At 58.6% G+C, this 18317-nt stretch carries 13 protein-coding genes and 3 pseudogenes; 4 read left to right on the top strand and 12 right to left on the bottom strand.

What is annotated here, in order from left to right; all coding sequences use genetic code 11:
- Positions 1–37: 37 nt before the first annotated feature.
- The 6 genes and pseudogenes from NCS28_RS31635 to NCS28_RS31610 all read right to left on the bottom strand — a co-directional run.
- On the bottom strand, positions 38–514 hold the full coding sequence (locus NCS28_RS31635) for an RES family NAD+ phosphorylase (RefSeq protein WP_250517718.1): 477 nt from the start codon (positions 512–514) through the stop codon (positions 38–40).
- A 70-nt stretch (positions 515–584) separates the two neighbouring features.
- The gene (locus NCS28_RS31630; RefSeq protein WP_250517717.1) at positions 585–1013 is read right to left on the bottom strand and encodes an Xre family toxin-antitoxin system antitoxin; all 429 of its coding nucleotides are present in this window, start codon (positions 1011–1013) and stop codon (positions 585–587) included.
- Positions 1014–1630: 617 nt separating this feature from the next.
- Positions 1631–2515 (bottom strand): hypothetical protein, encoded by an 885-nt coding sequence (locus NCS28_RS31625; RefSeq protein ID WP_250517716.1) that lies wholly within the window; start codon positions 2513–2515, stop codon positions 1631–1633.
- Positions 2516–2730: 215 nt separating this feature from the next.
- The gene (locus NCS28_RS31620; RefSeq protein WP_250517715.1) at positions 2731–3150 is read right to left on the bottom strand and encodes a hypothetical protein; all 420 of its coding nucleotides are present in this window, start codon (positions 3148–3150) and stop codon (positions 2731–2733) included.
- 223 nt (positions 3151–3373) lie between these two features.
- Positions 3374–3514: pseudogene (locus NCS28_RS31615) on the bottom strand (AAA family ATPase); the annotation flags it as partial.
- A gap of 15 nt (positions 3515–3529) precedes the next feature.
- Positions 3530–3871: pseudogene (locus NCS28_RS31610) on the bottom strand (type IV secretory system conjugative DNA transfer family protein); the annotation flags it as partial.
- A gap of 1941 nt (positions 3872–5812) precedes the next feature.
- On the opposite strand from NCS28_RS31610, the gene NCS28_RS31605 reads away from it, so the two are divergent.
- The gene (locus tag NCS28_RS31605; RefSeq protein WP_250517713.1) at positions 5813–7192 is read left to right on the top strand and encodes a hypothetical protein; all 1380 of its coding nucleotides are present in this window, start codon (positions 5813–5815) and stop codon (positions 7190–7192) included.
- 206 nt (positions 7193–7398) lie between these two features.
- Here NCS28_RS31605 and rpoD read toward each other — a convergent pair whose 3' ends face one another.
- On the bottom strand, positions 7399–9327 hold the full coding sequence (gene rpoD, locus NCS28_RS31600; RefSeq protein ID WP_250517812.1) for an RNA polymerase sigma factor RpoD: 1929 nt from the start codon (positions 9325–9327) through the stop codon (positions 7399–7401).
- Between the two features lie 528 nt (positions 9328–9855).
- Between rpoD and NCS28_RS31595 the strand changes: the two genes are divergently transcribed.
- Positions 9856–10269: a hypothetical protein gene (locus NCS28_RS31595; RefSeq protein ID WP_250517712.1), complete on the top strand. Its 414-nt coding sequence runs from the start codon at positions 9856–9858 to the stop codon at positions 10267–10269.
- 123 nt (positions 10270–10392) lie between these two features.
- Here NCS28_RS31595 and NCS28_RS31590 read toward each other — a convergent pair whose 3' ends face one another.
- Both NCS28_RS31590 and NCS28_RS31585 read right to left on the bottom strand, forming a co-directional pair.
- Positions 10393–10698 carry a hypothetical protein gene (locus NCS28_RS31590; protein WP_250517711.1) on the bottom strand — a complete coding sequence of 102 codons (306 nt, stop codon included), beginning with the start codon at positions 10696–10698 and terminating at the stop codon, positions 10393–10395.
- A gap of 794 nt (positions 10699–11492) precedes the next feature.
- Positions 11493–11696 (bottom strand): cold-shock protein, encoded by a 204-nt coding sequence (locus tag NCS28_RS31585; protein ID WP_250517710.1) that lies wholly within the window; start codon positions 11694–11696, stop codon positions 11493–11495.
- Between the two features lie 898 nt (positions 11697–12594).
- Here NCS28_RS31585 and NCS28_RS33290 point away from each other — a divergent pair.
- On the top strand, positions 12595–12723 hold the full coding sequence (locus NCS28_RS33290) for a hypothetical protein (protein ID WP_284506405.1): 129 nt from the start codon (positions 12595–12597) through the stop codon (positions 12721–12723).
- A gap of 822 nt (positions 12724–13545) precedes the next feature.
- Here the strand turns inward: NCS28_RS33290 and NCS28_RS31580 are convergent.
- The gene (locus NCS28_RS31580) at positions 13546–14532 is read right to left on the bottom strand and encodes a ParB/RepB/Spo0J family partition protein (protein WP_250517709.1); all 987 of its coding nucleotides are present in this window, start codon (positions 14530–14532) and stop codon (positions 13546–13548) included.
- Entirely contained in the window at positions 14529–15740 is a 1212-nt protein-coding gene (locus NCS28_RS31575) for an AAA family ATPase (RefSeq protein WP_250517708.1), read from the bottom strand. The genes NCS28_RS31580 and NCS28_RS31575 overlap by 4 nt, the downstream gene beginning before the upstream one ends.
- Positions 15741–16608: 868 nt before the next feature.
- On the opposite strand from NCS28_RS31575, the gene NCS28_RS31570 reads away from it, so the two are divergent.
- Positions 16609–17997 (top strand): replication initiation protein, encoded by a 1389-nt coding sequence (locus NCS28_RS31570; RefSeq protein WP_250517707.1) that lies wholly within the window; start codon positions 16609–16611, stop codon positions 17995–17997.
- On the opposite strand, the pseudogene NCS28_RS31565 reads toward NCS28_RS31570, so the two are convergent.
- Positions 17997–18154 (bottom strand): annotated as a pseudogene (locus NCS28_RS31565) (IS5/IS1182 family transposase); the annotation flags it as partial. The gene NCS28_RS31570 and the pseudogene NCS28_RS31565 overlap by 1 nt on opposite strands.
- Positions 18155–18317: the final 163 nt, after the last annotated feature.

Here is an 18317-nt window from a genome sequence, read left to right as displayed (position 1 = left end):
CCGATACGGTGAGTCTTTTCAGGGGACAGCGGTGAGCTTATGCGGGTGACGCGTCTCGTCCGCTCACGAACAGCCGCTGATCCCACACCACCGACTGCGGCGCCGACACGACCAGACGCGCGGCATCCGGATGCGTCGGGTTGACCACGGCATTGCATTCCGCCCGGGCCACCACCGACGGCACCACGAGAACGGCCGACCTCGCCTCGTCGAGCCATTGGTCACCCAAGCGGCGCGCGACCTGCGCATCGGGCGCGTCCCATCCGGGTGGCAGATCGTCGATCCCCACGCGCTCGATCGACACGTCCTCGGGGACCTCGACCTCGACCCAGACGTGGTGCTTGGGCACCTTGCCGATCCGCGCATGCACCAGTACCTCGAGCATCGCACCGGCGAAGTTCAGCGCCCCATAGATGACGGGACGCCCGGGGCTGTTGAAGCGGCCACCGACCAGCATCGCCCCCGTGCCGCTCCAGACGGGATGGCGGCTGTCGGCGATCCGGAAAATGCGCATCAGGCCCGCCCCTCAACCGGCTTGCCAATCCTTGCTTTCACGCGATCCGCGGCACCCTCTATATAGAGCGTCATGCGGGCAACCCGTAAAACAGCTTCCACAGCAGTTCCTCAACGCGCCGCGCCCCGAGTTCGCTCAAGGCCACGTCGACCGGCGTACGCCCTTCGAGCAGCGGATGCGCGGTGTTCAAGAATTCTCGCGCGTCCGCCTCGTCGTCCCACACGTAACGGGCGGTCGCGACGATGCGCGCGAGCCGTTCGGTCTTTTCCGACTCGTCAGGACTGAGCTTGTCGCGGCGCCGTTTAAACGTCGCTTCCGGCACGATGCGCGCGAGCAGCGCGCGGCGTTCCTCGGCACTGCGCGTCGCGTGTTCGACGCCCTCCTTCAGAGCCGACTTCGGCAGGCCGTCGCGGACCTGTGCGTCGAGTTCGGCGACCGAATGCGGGATGCGCGTGAGCGCCATCACCGCGGCAATCTGTTCGGGCGACACCAGCAGCATGGGACACCTCTGAGATAGTTAGGGATTGATCTTGGTTCATTTGAACCTTCATTATAGACCAAATGATACCGGCGCCCTATCCTAGAGAGATGTAAAACAACTTATTGGCTATTTTACCCATTAAACCATTCACTGCTAATAATAACTATCAGACAAACGATCTTGATAGTAATCCGCTTTTTCTTGTCTGGCATCAAGGCGCCCGCATCAGTTTCCAGTTCCGATTTCCTCTGAGGCGTTGCGGACTCCAACTCGATTTGGGTGTCGGATAACGGAACGACGGGACTTTATTCCACCTGACATCGGCGGCTTGTCTCATCCCTTGCTCGGGTGTGCCGGCAAACTGACTCCCGGTCAACGCGATCGCTCGAATTGATGTTCCTCATCTCGCCCGAAATCGTTCGCGCGATTCAGTTCCGGCGCGCGAGCTTTTTTCGAGAGAGCCGTCCAGGACACTAACGTCGCGAGCGAGCACCAGCTTCTACACTCGATCCTGCGCCGGCGCTTGGAAAGATGGACGCGAAAAGCCAATGATCGCGCTGAGGTTCGGCCCGGCTACGTTACGTGATGATGCCATCACGCGTAAACCATGCTGCGCCGGCGATCGAAGCATGTGCTCATCTACGCTCCGTTGGTCGGCGATGTTTGACCGGAGCGCACCGCTTTAGGATGCGCTGCCACCCGTTTCGGACTCGCACTGCTTCGCCAAGAATGTCGAAGTATTCGTCGTGGTCGACGCGGTCGTCCGGCGGCGGAGCACCATTTGCATGCCGCTTGAGCGCTTCTTCTCTCTGTCTGACGCCGGTAGTCATCGAGGTAATGCGGCTGTAGGCCTCGCACGCATAGGCAAAGGTTTCGCGTTTGGCGTAATCGATATCAAGGAGGTACTCCTTGCGACGGCTCTCGTTCAACCCGACAGTGGCTCGCTTGCAGTTGTGAAAGACGTGAGCCGCCTCGTGCACGACGAAATCAGCGAACGGGTCGGCTTCCTCGAAATAGGACATCGAGACAAAGCACATGGTTTCTTCACTCAGTCCGACGATGTGGCAGGCGTCCTGCGATAATACCGGTGCGCCCATACTCGTCAGGTAGAGGTTTGCAAGGTCCCACGCGGTCGACAGCCACCTTTGGTCTGCGAGCACTGACGCAATGTTGTGCGGCGTGAGGAACACGATGCTGCTAGCGAGGGTATTCAGCACGATCGAGCGTTGATCTGCGGAAAACAGCCCATCGACCATCGGTGAAAGCTTGGTTCGCGACCACAGGTGCAAATTTTCAGGCATCTTCATCCGACTCGGGATGCGGTCTACTCGCCGGATAGTTTCCTCTACGAGCGCCGTCCTTAGGCGTCGAGTCGCGTTTTGCGCTACGTCTACGAAGTTGTCTCCTGGCCAGCCCGCGAAGTTGCTGTCGTAGTCGCCACTAGCGACATACCGCTTCACTTCGGCTTCGAGCCACTGTTGCGTGCCGTGTCTCAGGGGCTCGGTCGCGAGTTTCAACATCTGTTGACACCTCCATAACGCTACCTGGTCGACGTGCAGAGCTCAGGCCGACGAGTTTGTGGCCAGAGAGAAGAGGAAAGCGACAGGTGATCTACCGTAAAGCTTGAGGCCGACGTAGGCACCGTGCGTCATCCCCTCCGCGCCGATACATCTGGATGGCCTTCTGAAGATTGAGCGTCTTTCCGGTGCTGGGCACTCCCCGCACCTCGATCCGGTCATGGATTGTAAACCGAGAGCTGCGTCGTTTGCGCCGGCGAGAATGTGAAGACAGCATCGCTTAGTCCCTTCACCGTGGGGCGGTTGCCGGGACCGGTATCGAGCACGGTACATTGCTCACCACGAAGCAAACCGATCTTGTAGTCGCGCTCAGGGATGATGACCGCACCCTGCTCGTAGTGCTTGCTGTGCCGCCGCTCGGCCTGCGCCGTGTCGAGCCGGTCGAGCAGCGTGTACTCCCGACCGTGACCCTTCAGCCCCAACGCTCGCTGAATCCCGTCATTGATTTCCTTGCGGCTCTGATTCGTGCCCATGATGACGAGCGTTTGCGCGCGATCCGCGGGCGTCAAACCCGCATAGGCCTGGACGATCTGATCGTACCGCGCCCTCGAATCTTTGACCTCCCGCACACGGGTCACGTGCGCAAGCGATGCCGCGGTCTTGCCAATCGCCGCCAGTTCGACCGCCTTTAGAAGCGGTGGATCCTTCTAGCGCTGAATCGGTGTCGAGCATCTGACGCGCCGGGATCACCCCCGCTTCGTCAATAAAAACCACCGAGTTGCTGTTGAGCTTCTTGTTCTTCGCCTTGAGAAACGACTGTAGCGTGCGCGCTTCGATGCCCTCCGATTCAAGGGCCTTCTTCTAGCTGCCATAGGGGGCGAGCGCGGTGACGGTGTAGCCGTGCTCTTCGAGCAACGCTTTCGCCGATCGCGTCATATAGCTCTTGCCCATGCCGGCGAAGCCAGGAACGGCCATGAAGCGGTTCGTCGTGTCGACGATCCGCGCGACAGCGCGGGCCTACTCAACGTTGAGCCCCGGTCGGTCGCGCATTTGCGTGCGCGTCGCCAGAAATGCCTCAATGTGATCCGGACCCAAGCGCGGCGACGGTGTCGCGTCCAGCCCGCGTGTGTCGTGTAACGGGGACAGTTTTTCACCCATTCGGCCGACGCCGAGCGCCACCATCGTGCGATGGTTGCCGAGCATGGTTTCCGCCAGATTTTCGCCATAGACGTCCACCAGTTGCGTGTAGGTCTGGTAGCCCGATACGACTCGCAGCCCCTTTTTGCGGCCTTTGGTCAACGCGTCCCCTAAGGTCGGCAGGCGCGCGAGCGATTCCAGTTCGTCGAGATAGACCCAGAGGCGCCGGCTGCGGCCCGCGTTTCATGCATCTATTTACATCATGCATGACTGGGCTCGACCTCCCTCGTTTAAAGCGTGTACGCAACGGCTTGCGATGAACTCGGCCCGCCTTGCGATCGTCGCGAACCCAGTGATCCTTGGAACTCGACTTCTGTTTTGGTACTAAGCTTGGTACTCGCGTCCAGCGTAGGAAGGTGGGCAATGAAAATCTTCATGACCGAACGGTTCATAGGCCTTGGCTTTACGCTTGTCGGCGCGTGTCTAATCGGCATGACGGGATACGGCCTCCTCAAGCTTCTCTTGTCGGTTCTTCTTGTTTTGCGACCAGGATCGTGAAACGTTGCTCTTCGTAAGACCAGTGCCGTGGCGTTGGCTGCCGTTCAATCCTTCACCTCTGCTCATACGGGGATTATGACCAGCGAATCAATCTTGGCGAATTCCAGCCGACGGTGATCGCGTTCTGAGAATTGTCGATCTCCGAACGAGCTTCAGCCGGAGAATCTGTTGCACTTGATTGCCCTCAAGTTGATGCGGCGACGGTGCAGGGGACGATTGGCAACAAAACGTGCAACGAACTCGCAGTCTCGCGCATGCTGGTAGACGACAGATTTTCCTCGCTTAGCACAACATACGCCGAATTCAGGATTGTCCCAGCTGTCGGCGAAGTTCCGCGCTCAGATACGCAGCTATTTAGACACTACTACTCTCCTAACGGCTCGATTTCCGCCCACAACTGCGCGAAGGCGACAGCGAGCGCCTTGCTTCCCTTGGAAGCGATTCTCGTCACCTAGCAGGAGCGTTTTGCGGATGTTCCGCGGCACTACCGATGGAAGCACGAGCGAAAGTACTGTTGATCGGACTTAGCAGACCGTACACGGCTCGTTGTCGGTCGAGCGTGCCCGCGATTTAGTGATGCGCTGTCTACCATTCAGGGGCTGGGAGCGGCCCGCAAGCCTGCAGTTCGCCTCGCAGCGTTGTTCCGGACGGGCGATGCCGTTCGACTTCATGTCGCCGTGCTCGAGGCCGACCGACATCAGGACTATTTCTGGCTCGCTCGAAACGCCGACAATGCTCGGACGCTGAAGGTTTTCAGCGTCGGCTTTTTGTCGCATGGGGACGTCTACGCAGAAAATTCATTTAGCTAACCTAATTGTTTACTATTGACCAGTAACATTAGATCTCTTGGAGGCCCAATGGCCACAGCCTCCCCGAAGACAAGTGGCGCGGCAACGCTCGAGGCGTCGGTCGTTCTCACCTTCAAGGTAAATCGCGAGAACGACCATTAGTTGCGTCCCTGACGTCGACGACGGGGTTGGTGTGCCGCCTCCACCACCGTCGCTGAACGTTGCGCGGATAGGCCGATCTTCTTCCCTCCGTCGCCGTCGTATTCCGGTGCAAGAGCGAGACGGCTCGCGACTACGTCTTAGTAGTTTCCGGACAACCCTAGTCGCCGCCCTTCTTGAGGTGCATGATTTCCTTCGCCGGGGACTCGTAACCGCGTCCCGCGATATAAAGGTCCGGCCAGTCTCCGAAAAGCTGATCGCAACCATGCTGTTCGAAACGACGTTATCCTGCGCATTGGCCGTCGGTCCCTTGCCGTTGCGGATGCCGCTTGCATACCGTTCTTGCGCAGAAAACACCTGTCCCACCTTGTTCGCGTCGTACCGATTCCCGTGCGACCTCAGGCGCAGTCATTCATACTGGCGTGCAGGTGATCGCTTTATTTGGTTAGTCATTCGAATCAAAGATTCCGCGGCGTTGAAGAATTCTTTGAGCGGTCCGTTTCCCAACTATTGATCCTTCTCTAACCGCAGCGCAGCCGACCACGCGGCTGGCGACTTCAGGAGGTGCACGTTTGCGTTTGCCTGTAATCAAACACTGACAGCGCCTCGACTATAATCTCGGAGTCAGCATATCAACGATTGCAGGGAGCCCTACCCTATGAGTCAACCCCGCGGCCGATATGCGGGATCTCGAGACACCGGCCAGCGCCAGCCTCGCCATGTAAGCCAATCCTCGCCCAATCGGCAGAGACAGACCCACGCGAAGGCGCCTGCTCGAGACTCTGCCCAGACAGCCTCAATTTTCAAAACGCGTTCGTTTCAGTTTCTGATCGATGCGGTGGGCGCCGAGAATATCGCGTTAGGACTGGATTCCAGCATGACGCGCGTGGCCGAACTCTTGAAGGGTGAGAGGTTCACGCCCGAGACCGCCTTTCACATGGAAACCACGCTGGGGTTGCCGCACGGCTTTTTTGATCAGCCGCATCCCGCACTCACACCCGAGACGATTGCTCGCTTGAAGTCACCGCTCGACTTCGTTCAAACAGACGAGGAGGTGGAAGCAGAGTCTGACATCGGTAAGCCTGCTACAGCCGCCAACGTCGGCCAGCAACCCTCTCTTGAAGTTGGATCGTCCGAGGACGCCGAAATGCCAAAGAAACCAGCGGGCGGCTCGCCCATGGCTCACAAGAATAATGAGCGCGAGATGGCCAAGCAAACAAGCCGGGGTGCTGCCCTCAAGGGTGCGCCTTCTCAATCCAAAGCATCGCAAAAATCGGCTCCGCAACACGCGCTGCCCTTGAGCGACGGCGCCGATGTCGAAAGCATTCGACGTGCGAACCTTCACGTTCTCACGACGCGCAACGGATCGAAAGTAAGACTTGGGGTGGTCATGGTGTTGAGCGGGTCCAACATGGCCCATCGGCTACATGGCAAGAAGCGCATGGACGATGTCGAAGCAAGCCGCTTTACAGAGCGCCTTGGCTTGCCAGTCGGCTGGCTCGACAAGCCGCGCTCCGAAGCCGAGATTCCTGAGTCAGTGTCTCGTTTGCTCACTCCTGCTGCGCGTGGCCGCACATCCGTTCAACAAGAAGCGCCGCTGGCGCTCGCAGCTCAGAGCAACGCACCAACGAAGCGCGCTGCAAAGGCGCGCTCGGAAGGCCCTCATCTGGACGACCTGGGCGATACGCAAAGCTTAACTGCGTCGGAAAACGTTCCGGAAGAGAAAGCGTCAATCGCCATCGAGCCGCTAGATCAGGTCAGTGCTGCTCCAAGCGAGCGGGGTGGCCACTCACTTGACGAAAGCGATCGCCATTTCCCGCCAGCGTCACTGACAACGATGGAGCCGCCGCCCGCCGCCGCCCTCACCCACGGAAAAGCCGTGTCGCTCTCCTCCACTTCCGCGACCAGTCTGGACAATCTTGATGGTATCGAACCGATTGCGGAAGCCTTGCTCAAGACGCTTGCAGGCAAAGCACGCACGGGTCGTTTGGACGAGTTGAAAGCGCTGGAGCTTTTGCAGCAAGCGATCTTGCTGTAACGCCGGGGCCCGTTGTCATCCCCTATTGGGCGGAGAAGCCGCGCCTGGTGCGCGGCCCTCAACTCTCCGACCCATCCGCCTTCTTTTGAGCGACGATTCAGCAAGCGCGCGTGCTTGTCCCATCCGACCCGCGCCGCTTGCCGCATCGCGCTGACTCGCTGTTCAAGATGTCACATTGATCGGGTATCGACGCGCCGGCCGGTGACTCAATGATCAAGAAACGGTCGGAGCTTGTCTGCGCGACTCGGGTGCATCAGTTTTCGCATCGCCTTGCTTTCGATCTGCCGGATCCGTTCGCGCGTCACGTCGAATTGTTTGCCAAGCTCGTCGAGCGTGAAGTCGGACGGCGTATCGATTCCGAAACGCATCCGTAGGACCTTCGCTTCACGCGGCGACAACGCATCGAGCGCCTCGTCGATCGCGGCGCGCAGGTTCGCATGCACGGCCGCATCAGCGGGGGAAGCCACCCTCGGATCCTCGATCATGTCGCCAAGCGTCGCTTCCCCGTCCTCGCCCACCGGCATCTCGAGTGACACCGGTTGCTTGGCCACCTTCAACATGCCGCGAACCTTTTCTTCGGTCAGTTCCATACGCTCCGCTAGCACTGCAGGATGCGCCTCCTGCCCAGTGTGCTGCAGAATCTCGCGCGAAATCCGATTGAGCTTGTTGATCGATTCGATCATATGCACCGGCACGCGAATCGTGCGCGCCTGATCCGCAAGCGAACGCGTCACCGCTTGGCGTACCCACCACGTCGCGTAGGTGGAAAACTTCCAGCCGCGTCGATATTCGAATTTGTCGACGGCTTTCATCAGGCCGATATTGCCTTCCTGAATCAGATCCAGGAAATGCATGCCGCGGTTCACGTACTTCTTCGCGATGGAGATCACCAGGCGCAGGTTGGCTTCGATCATCTCACCCTTTGCCTGCCTCATTTTCGACTCGGCCGCCATCATCTGCCGGTTAATTTTCTTCAGTTGTTGCAGCGGCAGAGCGGCGGTGGCTTCGATCTCGATCAGCTTTTCCTGCTCGGCCTGAATTGCCGGCAGACTGCGCTCGAGCGCGGCGCCATACTTGTTCGATGCCGTGGCCATGCGTCCGGTCCAGCCAAGATCGGTTTCATGCCCCGGAAAGGACTCGACAAACTTCTCGCGCGGCATCCCGCACCGGTCGACGGCAATCTGCAAAACACGGCGCTCGATTTCCCGCACTTGCGCGACCTGCTGCTGCACCTGCGCGCACAGCCGATCGATGGTTCGCGCCGTGAAGCGAATCGGCGCCAGTTCGCGCTGCATCGCCTCACATACGTGTGCGAAGGCCACCCCGTCCGCGCCTTGCGTCGCATCAGCGCGCGGAAGCTGAGCGATCAACTCGCGTACGCGTGCAAAGATGGCAAGGCTCTCACTCGTCAGCCGTTTCAGACGCGCTTCGTTTGCCTTGGCCGAATCCCCTTGCTCCGTCGCGCCGCGTTCGTCGTCTGTCTCACCGCCCTCCTCATCGGCGTCCCCCTCATCGCCATCGTCGCTTTCGGCGTCGTCCGCGTCGAGCTTAGCCGCATCAGATGAGTCCGAGACCAGCCCTTCGGCCGCGGCGGCGTCTTCATTGAGACCGTCAACCAATTCGTCGATGCGCAGTTCACCCGCCTCAATTTGCTCCACACTTGAAAGAATCGTGGAGACAGTGGCCGGACAGGCCGCAATCGCCTGGATCATCTCGTGAAGGCCGTCTTCGATGCGTTTCGCAATCTCAACTTCGCCCGCGCGCGTCAGCAACTCCGTCCCGCCCATTTCCCGCATGTACATCCGCACGGGATCGGTGGTGCGGCCGAACTCAGAATCCACCGTAGCGAGCGTGACTTCTGCTTCCTCGTCAGTCTGATCGTCAGACATCGCCGCCGGCGTCGTGTCGTTCAGGAGCAGCGTCTCAGCATCCGGCGTCTGCTCATAAACCGCCACGCCCATGTCGTTGAAGGTGCTGACAATGGTTTCAATCGCAGCGGTCTGCGCGAAGTTGTCCGGCAAGTGATCGTTGATTTCCGCGTGAGTCAGGTAGCCGCGCGTCTTGCCCAACTGGATCAACGCGCGCATCTGGCGCTGCCGCTCTTCGTCCTGTACCGCTGAAGACACCGTGTCCATCGGCAGCAACAATGCAGCAACCTTGGCCTTCGGCCCACGCCGGCCTGGGGCCTTTGACACGAGTGAAGTTGTAGCAGACCCGGAAACCTCACGATCAAAACTTGTCGTGCATTCTCCTTGGCAGGTGTGCTCGGCGATGGCGAGATCGGCGGCTGACGGATCACGGCCGGCGCGTCACGAACATTCAAGGGCTGAAGGCGGACGCGACTTTGGGGTATCGCAACGAGCGGGGACGCGGCCCGCTTACGCGAGCAGGCCGGATGAATGGCGCAATCAAGACACAGTGCAACGGGAGCACTGCCTAAAACCATAGCACAAATTGCTGCACCGCACAAATTAACCGGGTCGATCTTTCGTTCCTCCTGCGCCAGCGCGGCAAGGGCCACAGACCTGCCCTTGAGCGACCGTTACGATGCTTTGACTTCCGCATGACGCGGAATTCCTCTCGATGTCCTTTTCACCATGCCGTCTCGCCGCCGCCCGAATTTCGGATCTCGCGCACCGTCGCGAAAGCCACGCACGAAAGCCATGTTGCTCCCGATGCCCGAGTGCGCGGCGCGAGAAATCTCCCTGGTGAACCATCTGAGCTTCGTCGCCTGCAGAAGTGGCGCCGGCTCCGCGCACCTTTTCAACGAACTGATTCAGCTCGTCTACCTCAGCTTCTACGTTCAGGACGCTGGCTTTGGCGACACGGACTTGATGATTTACGCGCGGGTCGAGGCCGCCATTGAGCGCACTCTCGAACGCGCCGAAAGCGGACGTGCCTGGATGCTCGATGCCGAAGACCTCCCGCTTTTCGAGGCGGTGCTGCGTGAGTCCGATCGTCAACTGGCGCTCGCGCCGCGGCATGTTCATATTGGCGCATGCGAAAGACTCGAACGCTTCGCGACCAGCGGGCGGACATCCCCGCTGCGCGCCACGAAACCGGGCAGCCGTCCGTGACGGTCGATGACAGGTTCGGCATGAGGTGGCTTCAAGGCCTCATCGCTTCGACCACGGCCGAAGGGCAATCCATCGCGGATGGAACAAGGCGGATGACTTCAGGCGCGCGCGGGTAAGCGATCGTCAGCGTTTCGCGGAATCATCATCGGGCGTGTCCGGGTGGACGACCTCAACGTGGACGGCCCGGCCGTCGTCGCCAAACCCTCGCCCCTGCCGACGCAGCGCGCGTGTCTTCCACCAGAAATAGCCGAAGACGATCGTGCCTACGCCAAACAGTACGGCGAGCAGCACCATCGACAGCATCGCGGCCGCCACGAGCACGATCACGCTCAGAAGCATGGCGAATAATCGGCCGAACCATCCTGAGCCGCTGGTCTGAATCCCTTTTCCGTAGGTCACGCGCCGTCGCGGCGGACTGCCGTTCTGCATCTTTCGTCTCCCTGTCTCGGTTCGGCGACGACTTGAAGCAGGTCGGCCGTCGTCCATCGCTTTGAATCTGAAATGCACACGTCGTCGGCGCAAGGGCGCATGCGGCAATCCGTGAACTTCGGTTTGGACCACCGCATCACGTCAGGAATTCGCCGGCGGGCGTAGAAAGGTCGGAATGCAGCGGGACGAGGTCGGCGTGCCCGAGCGCTTTGCCGCTGCGACGGTAACGCCTCAAGCGAGACAAACGCGTTCACACGCGAGGCGCTCAGCGCGGGAGGGAAGGAGACGGTTCGCACTGGTGACAGCGGACTCGTCGTAGCCGCGCCGTCAAGTTTTACGAGAAGTGCCCAGTACGCCACGCGTTGAGGGTCCGCACTTCGCCATTGCTGCGCTTTGCGGATGAGGCGAGCGCCGATGATTGCTTGCCGCGAAGGCGATGCGTCATCCGAGGTATCAGATGCTACAGAATATATGTCGTTTAATACGATTCGCGAGTTTTCCGCTGTTCGATGATCACGATCGAGGTCGCAGGCAGGTTCGAAGCGCGTTGGTGCCCCGACACCGTGAAACAGCTCACCGTTCACAGCAATATTTTGGAAGGTATACACCAAATAATCAATAAGATAGCGCGAACTCTGAAACGACGACATATGTTTCACGACTGGACAAAAAGTGAGGGTTTCTCACTTTTTAAACCCTTCGCCTTCGCTGTTATTTTGGCTTCGGTCGAACGCCTTTCGTGCGTCTGCCCTGCCGACGCCCCGACAACCGCGCGATCGCCGGGGCGCGACGAGTTAGGCCGGCTTGATGTTCGCCGCCTGCTTGCCCTTCGGCCCCATCTTCTCGTCGAACGTCACCTTCTGTCCTTCCTTGAGCGTTTTGAAGCCCTCAGCGCGGATTTCCGAGAAGTGCGCGAACACATCTTCACCGCCGCCATCGGGCGTGATGAAGCCAAAACCCTTGTCATCCTTGAACCACTTGACCGTACCGGTTGCCATTTTTGTGTGACCTAAAAAGTTGAGAACGGCGTCGCCCTCGCGAACGCCGGACGCTATCTTGATCGGCCATCGCTAGTAACGCAACTGAGCAAAGGCGCCCTCGGCTCCGTGTCTCGGTAGTGTCGGCGGAAGGGTGATGATGCATGGCAGGCAGACTGTCCACAGGTGAGTGCGCAGCCCTATCCCGCTAACACGACTTATCAGGCTTGAGGTCGCGCGCGGAGTAGCGCTGAGAAGAGACGTTTCCGTCGTTGATTCAAGCAATGCGGCGGGCAGCTAGGCGAAAATCGGAAAGGCCCATGAGAATGTTCTAGGCACGCCCTTTCCCGCCTGTCTCGCCTGAAGACGCCAAACGGTGCCCGTCTGCATACGATCGGCGAGACAGCTGTTTGTGCTCTCTAGGCTGCTCGACAATGGCGACGGCCGCGGCGGCGCCGAGCGGACATCGGGGTCACCTTTCCGTCCCCATCTCAATCGGGGTGGGGCGTGCCGGAAGACGGTGGCTTCATCGGCTGAAGTTGCCGCGCGGTCGGTCCTCGCACGGACAAAGGCCGGGTACGTTCCTCGACTTGCGCTTTTCGGGGAACCACGACCAACCCTGGCAACCGACGCGGGCATACGAGGTGTCAAAGGCGCGGCGTGCTTTTTTGAGCTGCCTATGTTGGGTCCGAGCGGACCAATTGCGGATTTTCTCGAAGCAAGGCTGCGGGGGTTGCGTTCGATGATCTGTCTCGATAGGCGTCAGGCACTGCGTACCTGCGCTCGTCCCGGTGGGTTCCGACGATTCGCGCGGTCTGTCGGCTTACCTCGGACGCACCTTAGCGGCAGTTCTTTCATGCGGTTTGGCTACCGTCGGTGCCGCAGCGACCAAAACCGCGCGTGTTTCTGGATCTTTCTGGTGATCGTTTTCGGGTCGCCGATTCTGCCCGGGCCGGTCGCCGTGCCCGAGTACTGGATCACGCTGCTGAACTACATCGGCCTCTATTCGATCGTCGCAATTCATTGTTCATGCGTGTCTCGTCAGTGACGGAACGTTTTGGTGGGAGCGCGGTCGCGGAACGCAGCTAGCCTCGCCGGCGTTGGGCGATCTAGCAAACGACGGAAGCAACAGTCCGGCTCCCCACAAGTCCGAGGTTGCCATCGATTCCCCGACCCCCGCGGATCTAATGGTTGCGGGTGCTGCTAAGGCTCGCTGAAGCACAATTTCCAATGAGAGGGTGCCGACTACAAGTGTGTCAAATTGACACAAGCACTCAGTCGCCGGTCGCAAAGGCTCTCTTAGCAGACAGCATGTCGTTGTAATTCATTTATTAAGGCACCCAGCCGACTAATCGATGCGCATGTCGCGCGCAATTCTTCGAGAAAGCGACTGTGTGTCGACTTGACACACCCGCCTGGGCCTATAGGTCGTCCATCTCGCTGATCAAGGCGTCCAGCCGGGCTCTCACAAGCACCTGGCGTGATGGTAGCAAGGCACACGGGAGAACCAATCTGACGCAAACCGCGGGTGCCGCGGTTTCGTGCTCGGCAGCCCGTCCCGTGCTGCCACGACAGCCAGAGCTCCGGGTTTTGACGCGGCGACCAGTGCGAAAGGGCGGCACCCGGACGCCCGGTGTGAGATGCTCCCACCAATCGCGAGGGCTGCTGGGAAACAGGAAAACTACAGCGTCGCAGGCGGCCAACTTGCCGTACAAACTTCACGGTCCCATTCGCCCTATGCTGCAAATTTTGGATGGCGGTAAGACACCATTCGCGACCGACGTTAGCCACCCCATGGTGACGCCGCGCTTCGCGGCAGCCTCTATCGAAAAAAAGGCCGCTCCGTGGCGGCCAGGCGATAAGAAACGGATCAGCTAGGTGTGACACTGAATAACGAACAGATTAGTCTTCGGATTTCTTTTTCTTGCTCTTCCGACAGCACGCCGGTCTTGATCTTCACCGTGAAACTGCTTGCGTCCCTTGTGATCGTGCCAGCATGGCTCTTCCCCGAAAAAATCTTCTCGATACTACGCTCGTGTACACCTTGATGACCATGCCCGTTCAATACGTGCTGTTTGATTGCCGTGGCGAACTTCCCTTGGTCGAGCGCCCCACTCGCCACGGAGCTCCACAGAGCCCGGGCCGCCTCAATACCTGCTTCTCCATGCTTTTTGATGGCAGACACTACTTCGTCGGCAGCTGCCCCGCCTAGCAGATATGGGTTTAGATCCAGATCCTGACGGACAAAGTCCGGAAGGTTCTCGAATGCGAGAAACCGATATAAGCCTTTGCGAGACATGCCTAGCGCTTCGGCCATGCGCTTTCGGCTTGGAAATTCTCCCTCCACCACACGCAGCGATTGACCAACCTCGTAGTCTGTCAAATCCTCCCGACCGACATTTTCAACAAGCGAGAGGACCGCCATGTCTTCGTCGGAGCATTCAATAACTGCGGCCTTGATTTCATCGAGATCGAGTAATTTATGGGCGCGCAAGCGGCGCTCACCGGCAATCAACTGATATCCGCCCTCCACGCGGCGGACGACGACTGGCTCGACCAGTCCAACTTCTCGAATCGACTCGGCAAGTGACGCAAGAGCATCATCGCTGAAAACCTTGCGCGGCTGCCAAGGATTCGGCCGGATTGCTCCGACCGGCAGCATTAGCTTATCGCTCGTCGCCTCCAACTGTTGAATGCGCTGCTCCGCGGCGGCCAGCGCCCCAAGCATACCCGGACCGGTTTTAAATGCACTCGAGCGACGCGTTTCTGCCGATGCGGATGGTGCCTTCGCCTGGCGCTCCGCTCCGACACCCAGTTCGGCGGTTTTTTGTAGCATCCGCTCCCGAAACGAACTCATTTGCCGGTCCTCCAATATTCTATATACAGGTCATCCAGCCAACGCACATAGTCCATCAGCGGCTGGCGCACGCGTGAAACAGTCTTTTCAGCGAGGTCGCCCTTACTGATGTCAAAAACAGTCGCCATGGCAAGCGCTCCGTTACTCATTGCTGAACTCGCCGGCACCTCGAGCCCGCTCAACCATTCCTTGTAAGTTCGTTGAACCCAAGACCGCACGACCGGGGCCGATGACGACGTTCCATTGTCGACCTTCGACAGGAGGACGGAGATAAAGTCATACGTGCGAGTATCGCCATGTTCCATGATGCTCTGCGCCAGATCAGAAAAGAGTCCCCAGAAGGAAACCGAGCTAATAAAATCCAAGCTTTCAGGCACGAGCGGCATCACCATCGAATCCGCCGCCATTAAGGCATTAATAGTCAGGTACGAGAGCGAGGGCGCTGTATCAAGAATGATGTAGTCGTATCGTTTCCGCAGCGGCGCCATGCCATCGCGAAGCAGCGCCCAAAACTTATAGCTTGGATTTTTGATGACCGAGCCAGGAATGTGAAACTCCGCCGAAAAAAGCGTCGGATGCGCTGGGATCACGTCCAGCCCATCCCAATATGTCTCTTGCACGAAGTTGAGTAGGCCGCCCTCCATCTGTGGGTTATAGATGAAAGGCAAGACCGTGTTTTCCTCGGTGACTTCCTTTTCCGCGTACAGACCGCACAGCTCGGTAAGCGAAGCCTGAGGATCGAGATCGATCAAGAGAACCTTCCTCCCTCGCAGAGTGAGTCCTTGCGCAAGACACATCGTTGTCGTGGTTTTTGTCGAGCCACCCTTAAAGTTCGCGACAAGCACGACCTTTCCATTGCCGTCACGCACGCCTGTATGAAGAGGAGTCTGATAGATGTCAGAAACCTTTTGTACCCATTCCCGCGTCTCGCTCAGTGAGAACGCACGACTTCGCCCGGACCCGTGCACTTCACCAGGAGGAAGGTCACTCCCTTCGCGCGATGCGAGGTAATTTAGTTTTGCTCTGTCAATTCCACACAGCTCCGCCACCTGGGTTGATGTGAAACGTGGTGCCGTCTTGCGTGGCCGAGGCGCGAGCATCATCTCTCGAAGTTCGTCCGAAAGTGTCGCAGCGTCCTCTGCAAATTGGATGACCCCTTGCAGATCGATCCGACGATCAATTTCCGGCAGTTCGATAGTTTTTGCCATTTAGACGCTTTTTCTCAAAATTAGGTTAAAGCGAAGAATACACGGAAAGCGTCAAAGTGCCCATTCGATAGAAGGGCCGCTGTCACAAAATTACGATTCGGCGGCCCTTTCGCCCCTGAGGCGGAGGATCTGGCCATGCTGGCCCTCCAAGGGCCTGCGAAGGTACAGGTTTTTGTGCACTTTCGTGTTTTCGCGACGGCCGTAAGGTGTCAGATTTTGTGCAACCAGCGTTCGCCCCGGCCGTGTCGATGATTTCGATGCACATAAACCGTTACCTTGCATCGCTACGTAGGGCTGCAGCGTGACGGCCGTCGCACGGGCATCCGCCTTCCGCACATAAACCGTTACCTTTCCGCATCCTCAGTGTGTTTGTGCCGTGCTAATTCGGCACAGCAGAGCGGGTACTGTGAGTGTCAAACTGCTTTTCAGGCGAGACTTCGTCCACTTGCCCAAAAAACGTTACCTTGGGCGGGGTACTTGCACAAAAACCGTCACCGCTGCGAGCGTGCCTCACATACATGAGATTGCCGCATCAGCGTTCCGGGATCGCCGAAGTCGATTCTGATCGTTTTCGTGAGGGCCCGGTTGGTTTGTTTTTTTTATAAGAAGACCTACTAACCTACCAACAGAAACTTCGCTTCCATCTTGATCAATGAGTTAGGTACACAAACGTCACGTTTTTTGTGCCCTCGGTAACGTTCCTTGTGCGAGCAGGCACCGTTTTGTGATCTAGCAGGTAACCGTTGTTGTGCAGCAAGGCGACGGTCTTTGTGCGGCGTCGAAATCGGACGGCCACGGTGGTAACGTTTATTGTGTTGACTCGGCGTTGCGGAGTGGTAAAGTCCGCCAGAACCTACGCGGAGGAGGGATGGGCAATCAAGTGGGCCAAGGGGCAACATCTGCGCAGATGTCGCTGCAGCTATTCGAGGATATGTCGGGACAGCCGATCGACGAGTCAACAAAAGAGATCGGTTTCAAGCGGAATAACCTCCTTGTCGCGATAAGCGGACTCGGCCTCGCTCCGCGTCGTTTTATCGATGCAGCCTATTTCATCGCAGCACAGGATCCCGCTCCGCGCGACTACTACGATGTCGACCTGAACTACTTCAAATGGCTGATGCACTATGACAGCCGCAACGTTCGGCATCTGCGCTCGGTGATCAAGGATGCGCAGCGCGTGCTTATCGAAGTTACCGACACCCCCGCGGACCGGGCGCCCTCCGAGGACGATCGATGGGTCTCCGAGCAGCTTATGGGGACCGTCGGGATAGGGAAGGGCCGCATCCAATTTCGGATACCCCCGCTTATTCTGCGGCATATCACCGGCCCGGAGAAGCATCACTGGCTGAATCTGGTCATTACGGCCGCGTTCACGCAGACCTATTCTCGCGCCATCTACGACTATGTGCTTCCACACGTTCACGATGGCCTGACCGATTGGCTCGATCTCGATGTCATGCGCAGTTGGCCTGGCAAGCTGGGCAAAAGCGCCTCCGAGTTCAAGCATTTCCGGCAGAAGTATCTGGAGCCAGCGGTGAAGCAAGTGAATGAGCTCTCAGATCTCGACGTCGTGTATGAGACGCGCGCCGACACGCCCGGGTCGAAAAAGATAAGCCGGATTCGCTTCCGCATCAAACGCAAGGACACAGTCGCGTCGATGCTTGCCCGTCAGCCGGAATCGCACGATTTGTTGCTCATCCTTCGCAATGAGTTCGGCCTCGACACGAAGCAGTTTGATGCAATCGCACAGCATCGCCTTGATTGGACAGACGAGCGCATCCAACAAGCGATCGAATACACGCGGTTTCGGCTTAATCAGGGCAAAGTTACAAAAAGTCCGGCGGGGTATCTAATGCAAGCCCTTAGCCACAATTGGCGCGTATCCGAAGCCGAACGCAAGATGGTCGTAATTCAGGAGGAACGGGCGAAAGTCGAGAATGCGGCAGCGGCCGCGAAATCAGCGGCGAGCGAAACGGTCGCGAAGAGCGTCGCCCAGCGGGATCAGGAAGCACGCGAACGCATGAATAACGAAGTCCGTCTCGGGCGTGAACATTTCGAGGCGGCAGACGACAAGACCCGTAAAGATCTCGTTCGCTCCTACGTACTGTCGGCGCAGGGAAAGCTGACGCTCAAGCGTCTTCAACTGGACGCGTCGGCGTTATCCGACTGCAATATCCTCGGACATTCGGATCTTGCGTGGTACTTCGGTCAGTTCGTCTTCGGGCGCATTAAGCCGCAGGCCCGCGTGTCGCGCTAGCAGCCGGCCCGCAGCCATCGCTGGGTCTGCTGGTACACGAGTTCCCACGGCGGGAAATTGGTCGCTAGCATGCGCTACGCCGGCACGAGCCAGCGCAGCGCATTGAACATTCCCCGCAACTCGTACTTTCGCTGCGGAGCTTTGCCATCAGTGTCAGCTAGGGCACCACGGAATTCCATTCTTCGTCGGACAGATCGGTCGGATATCCTCCCCGGGTTATCATCGTCCCACCTGTATTTAACTTTGGTATCCTGATTTAAACCGTTATGAAAGTTTTTCACACGCTCTAGCTGGACACTTTACGGTAAAGCTCCTCCAAG

The organism is Caballeronia sp. INDeC2, from assembly GCF_023631325.1.
GTDB lineage: Bacteria > Pseudomonadota > Gammaproteobacteria > Burkholderiales > Burkholderiaceae > Caballeronia.
The sequence above is the reverse complement of the archived record's forward strand: the minus strand, read 5'-3'. Positions and strand labels throughout refer to the sequence as shown.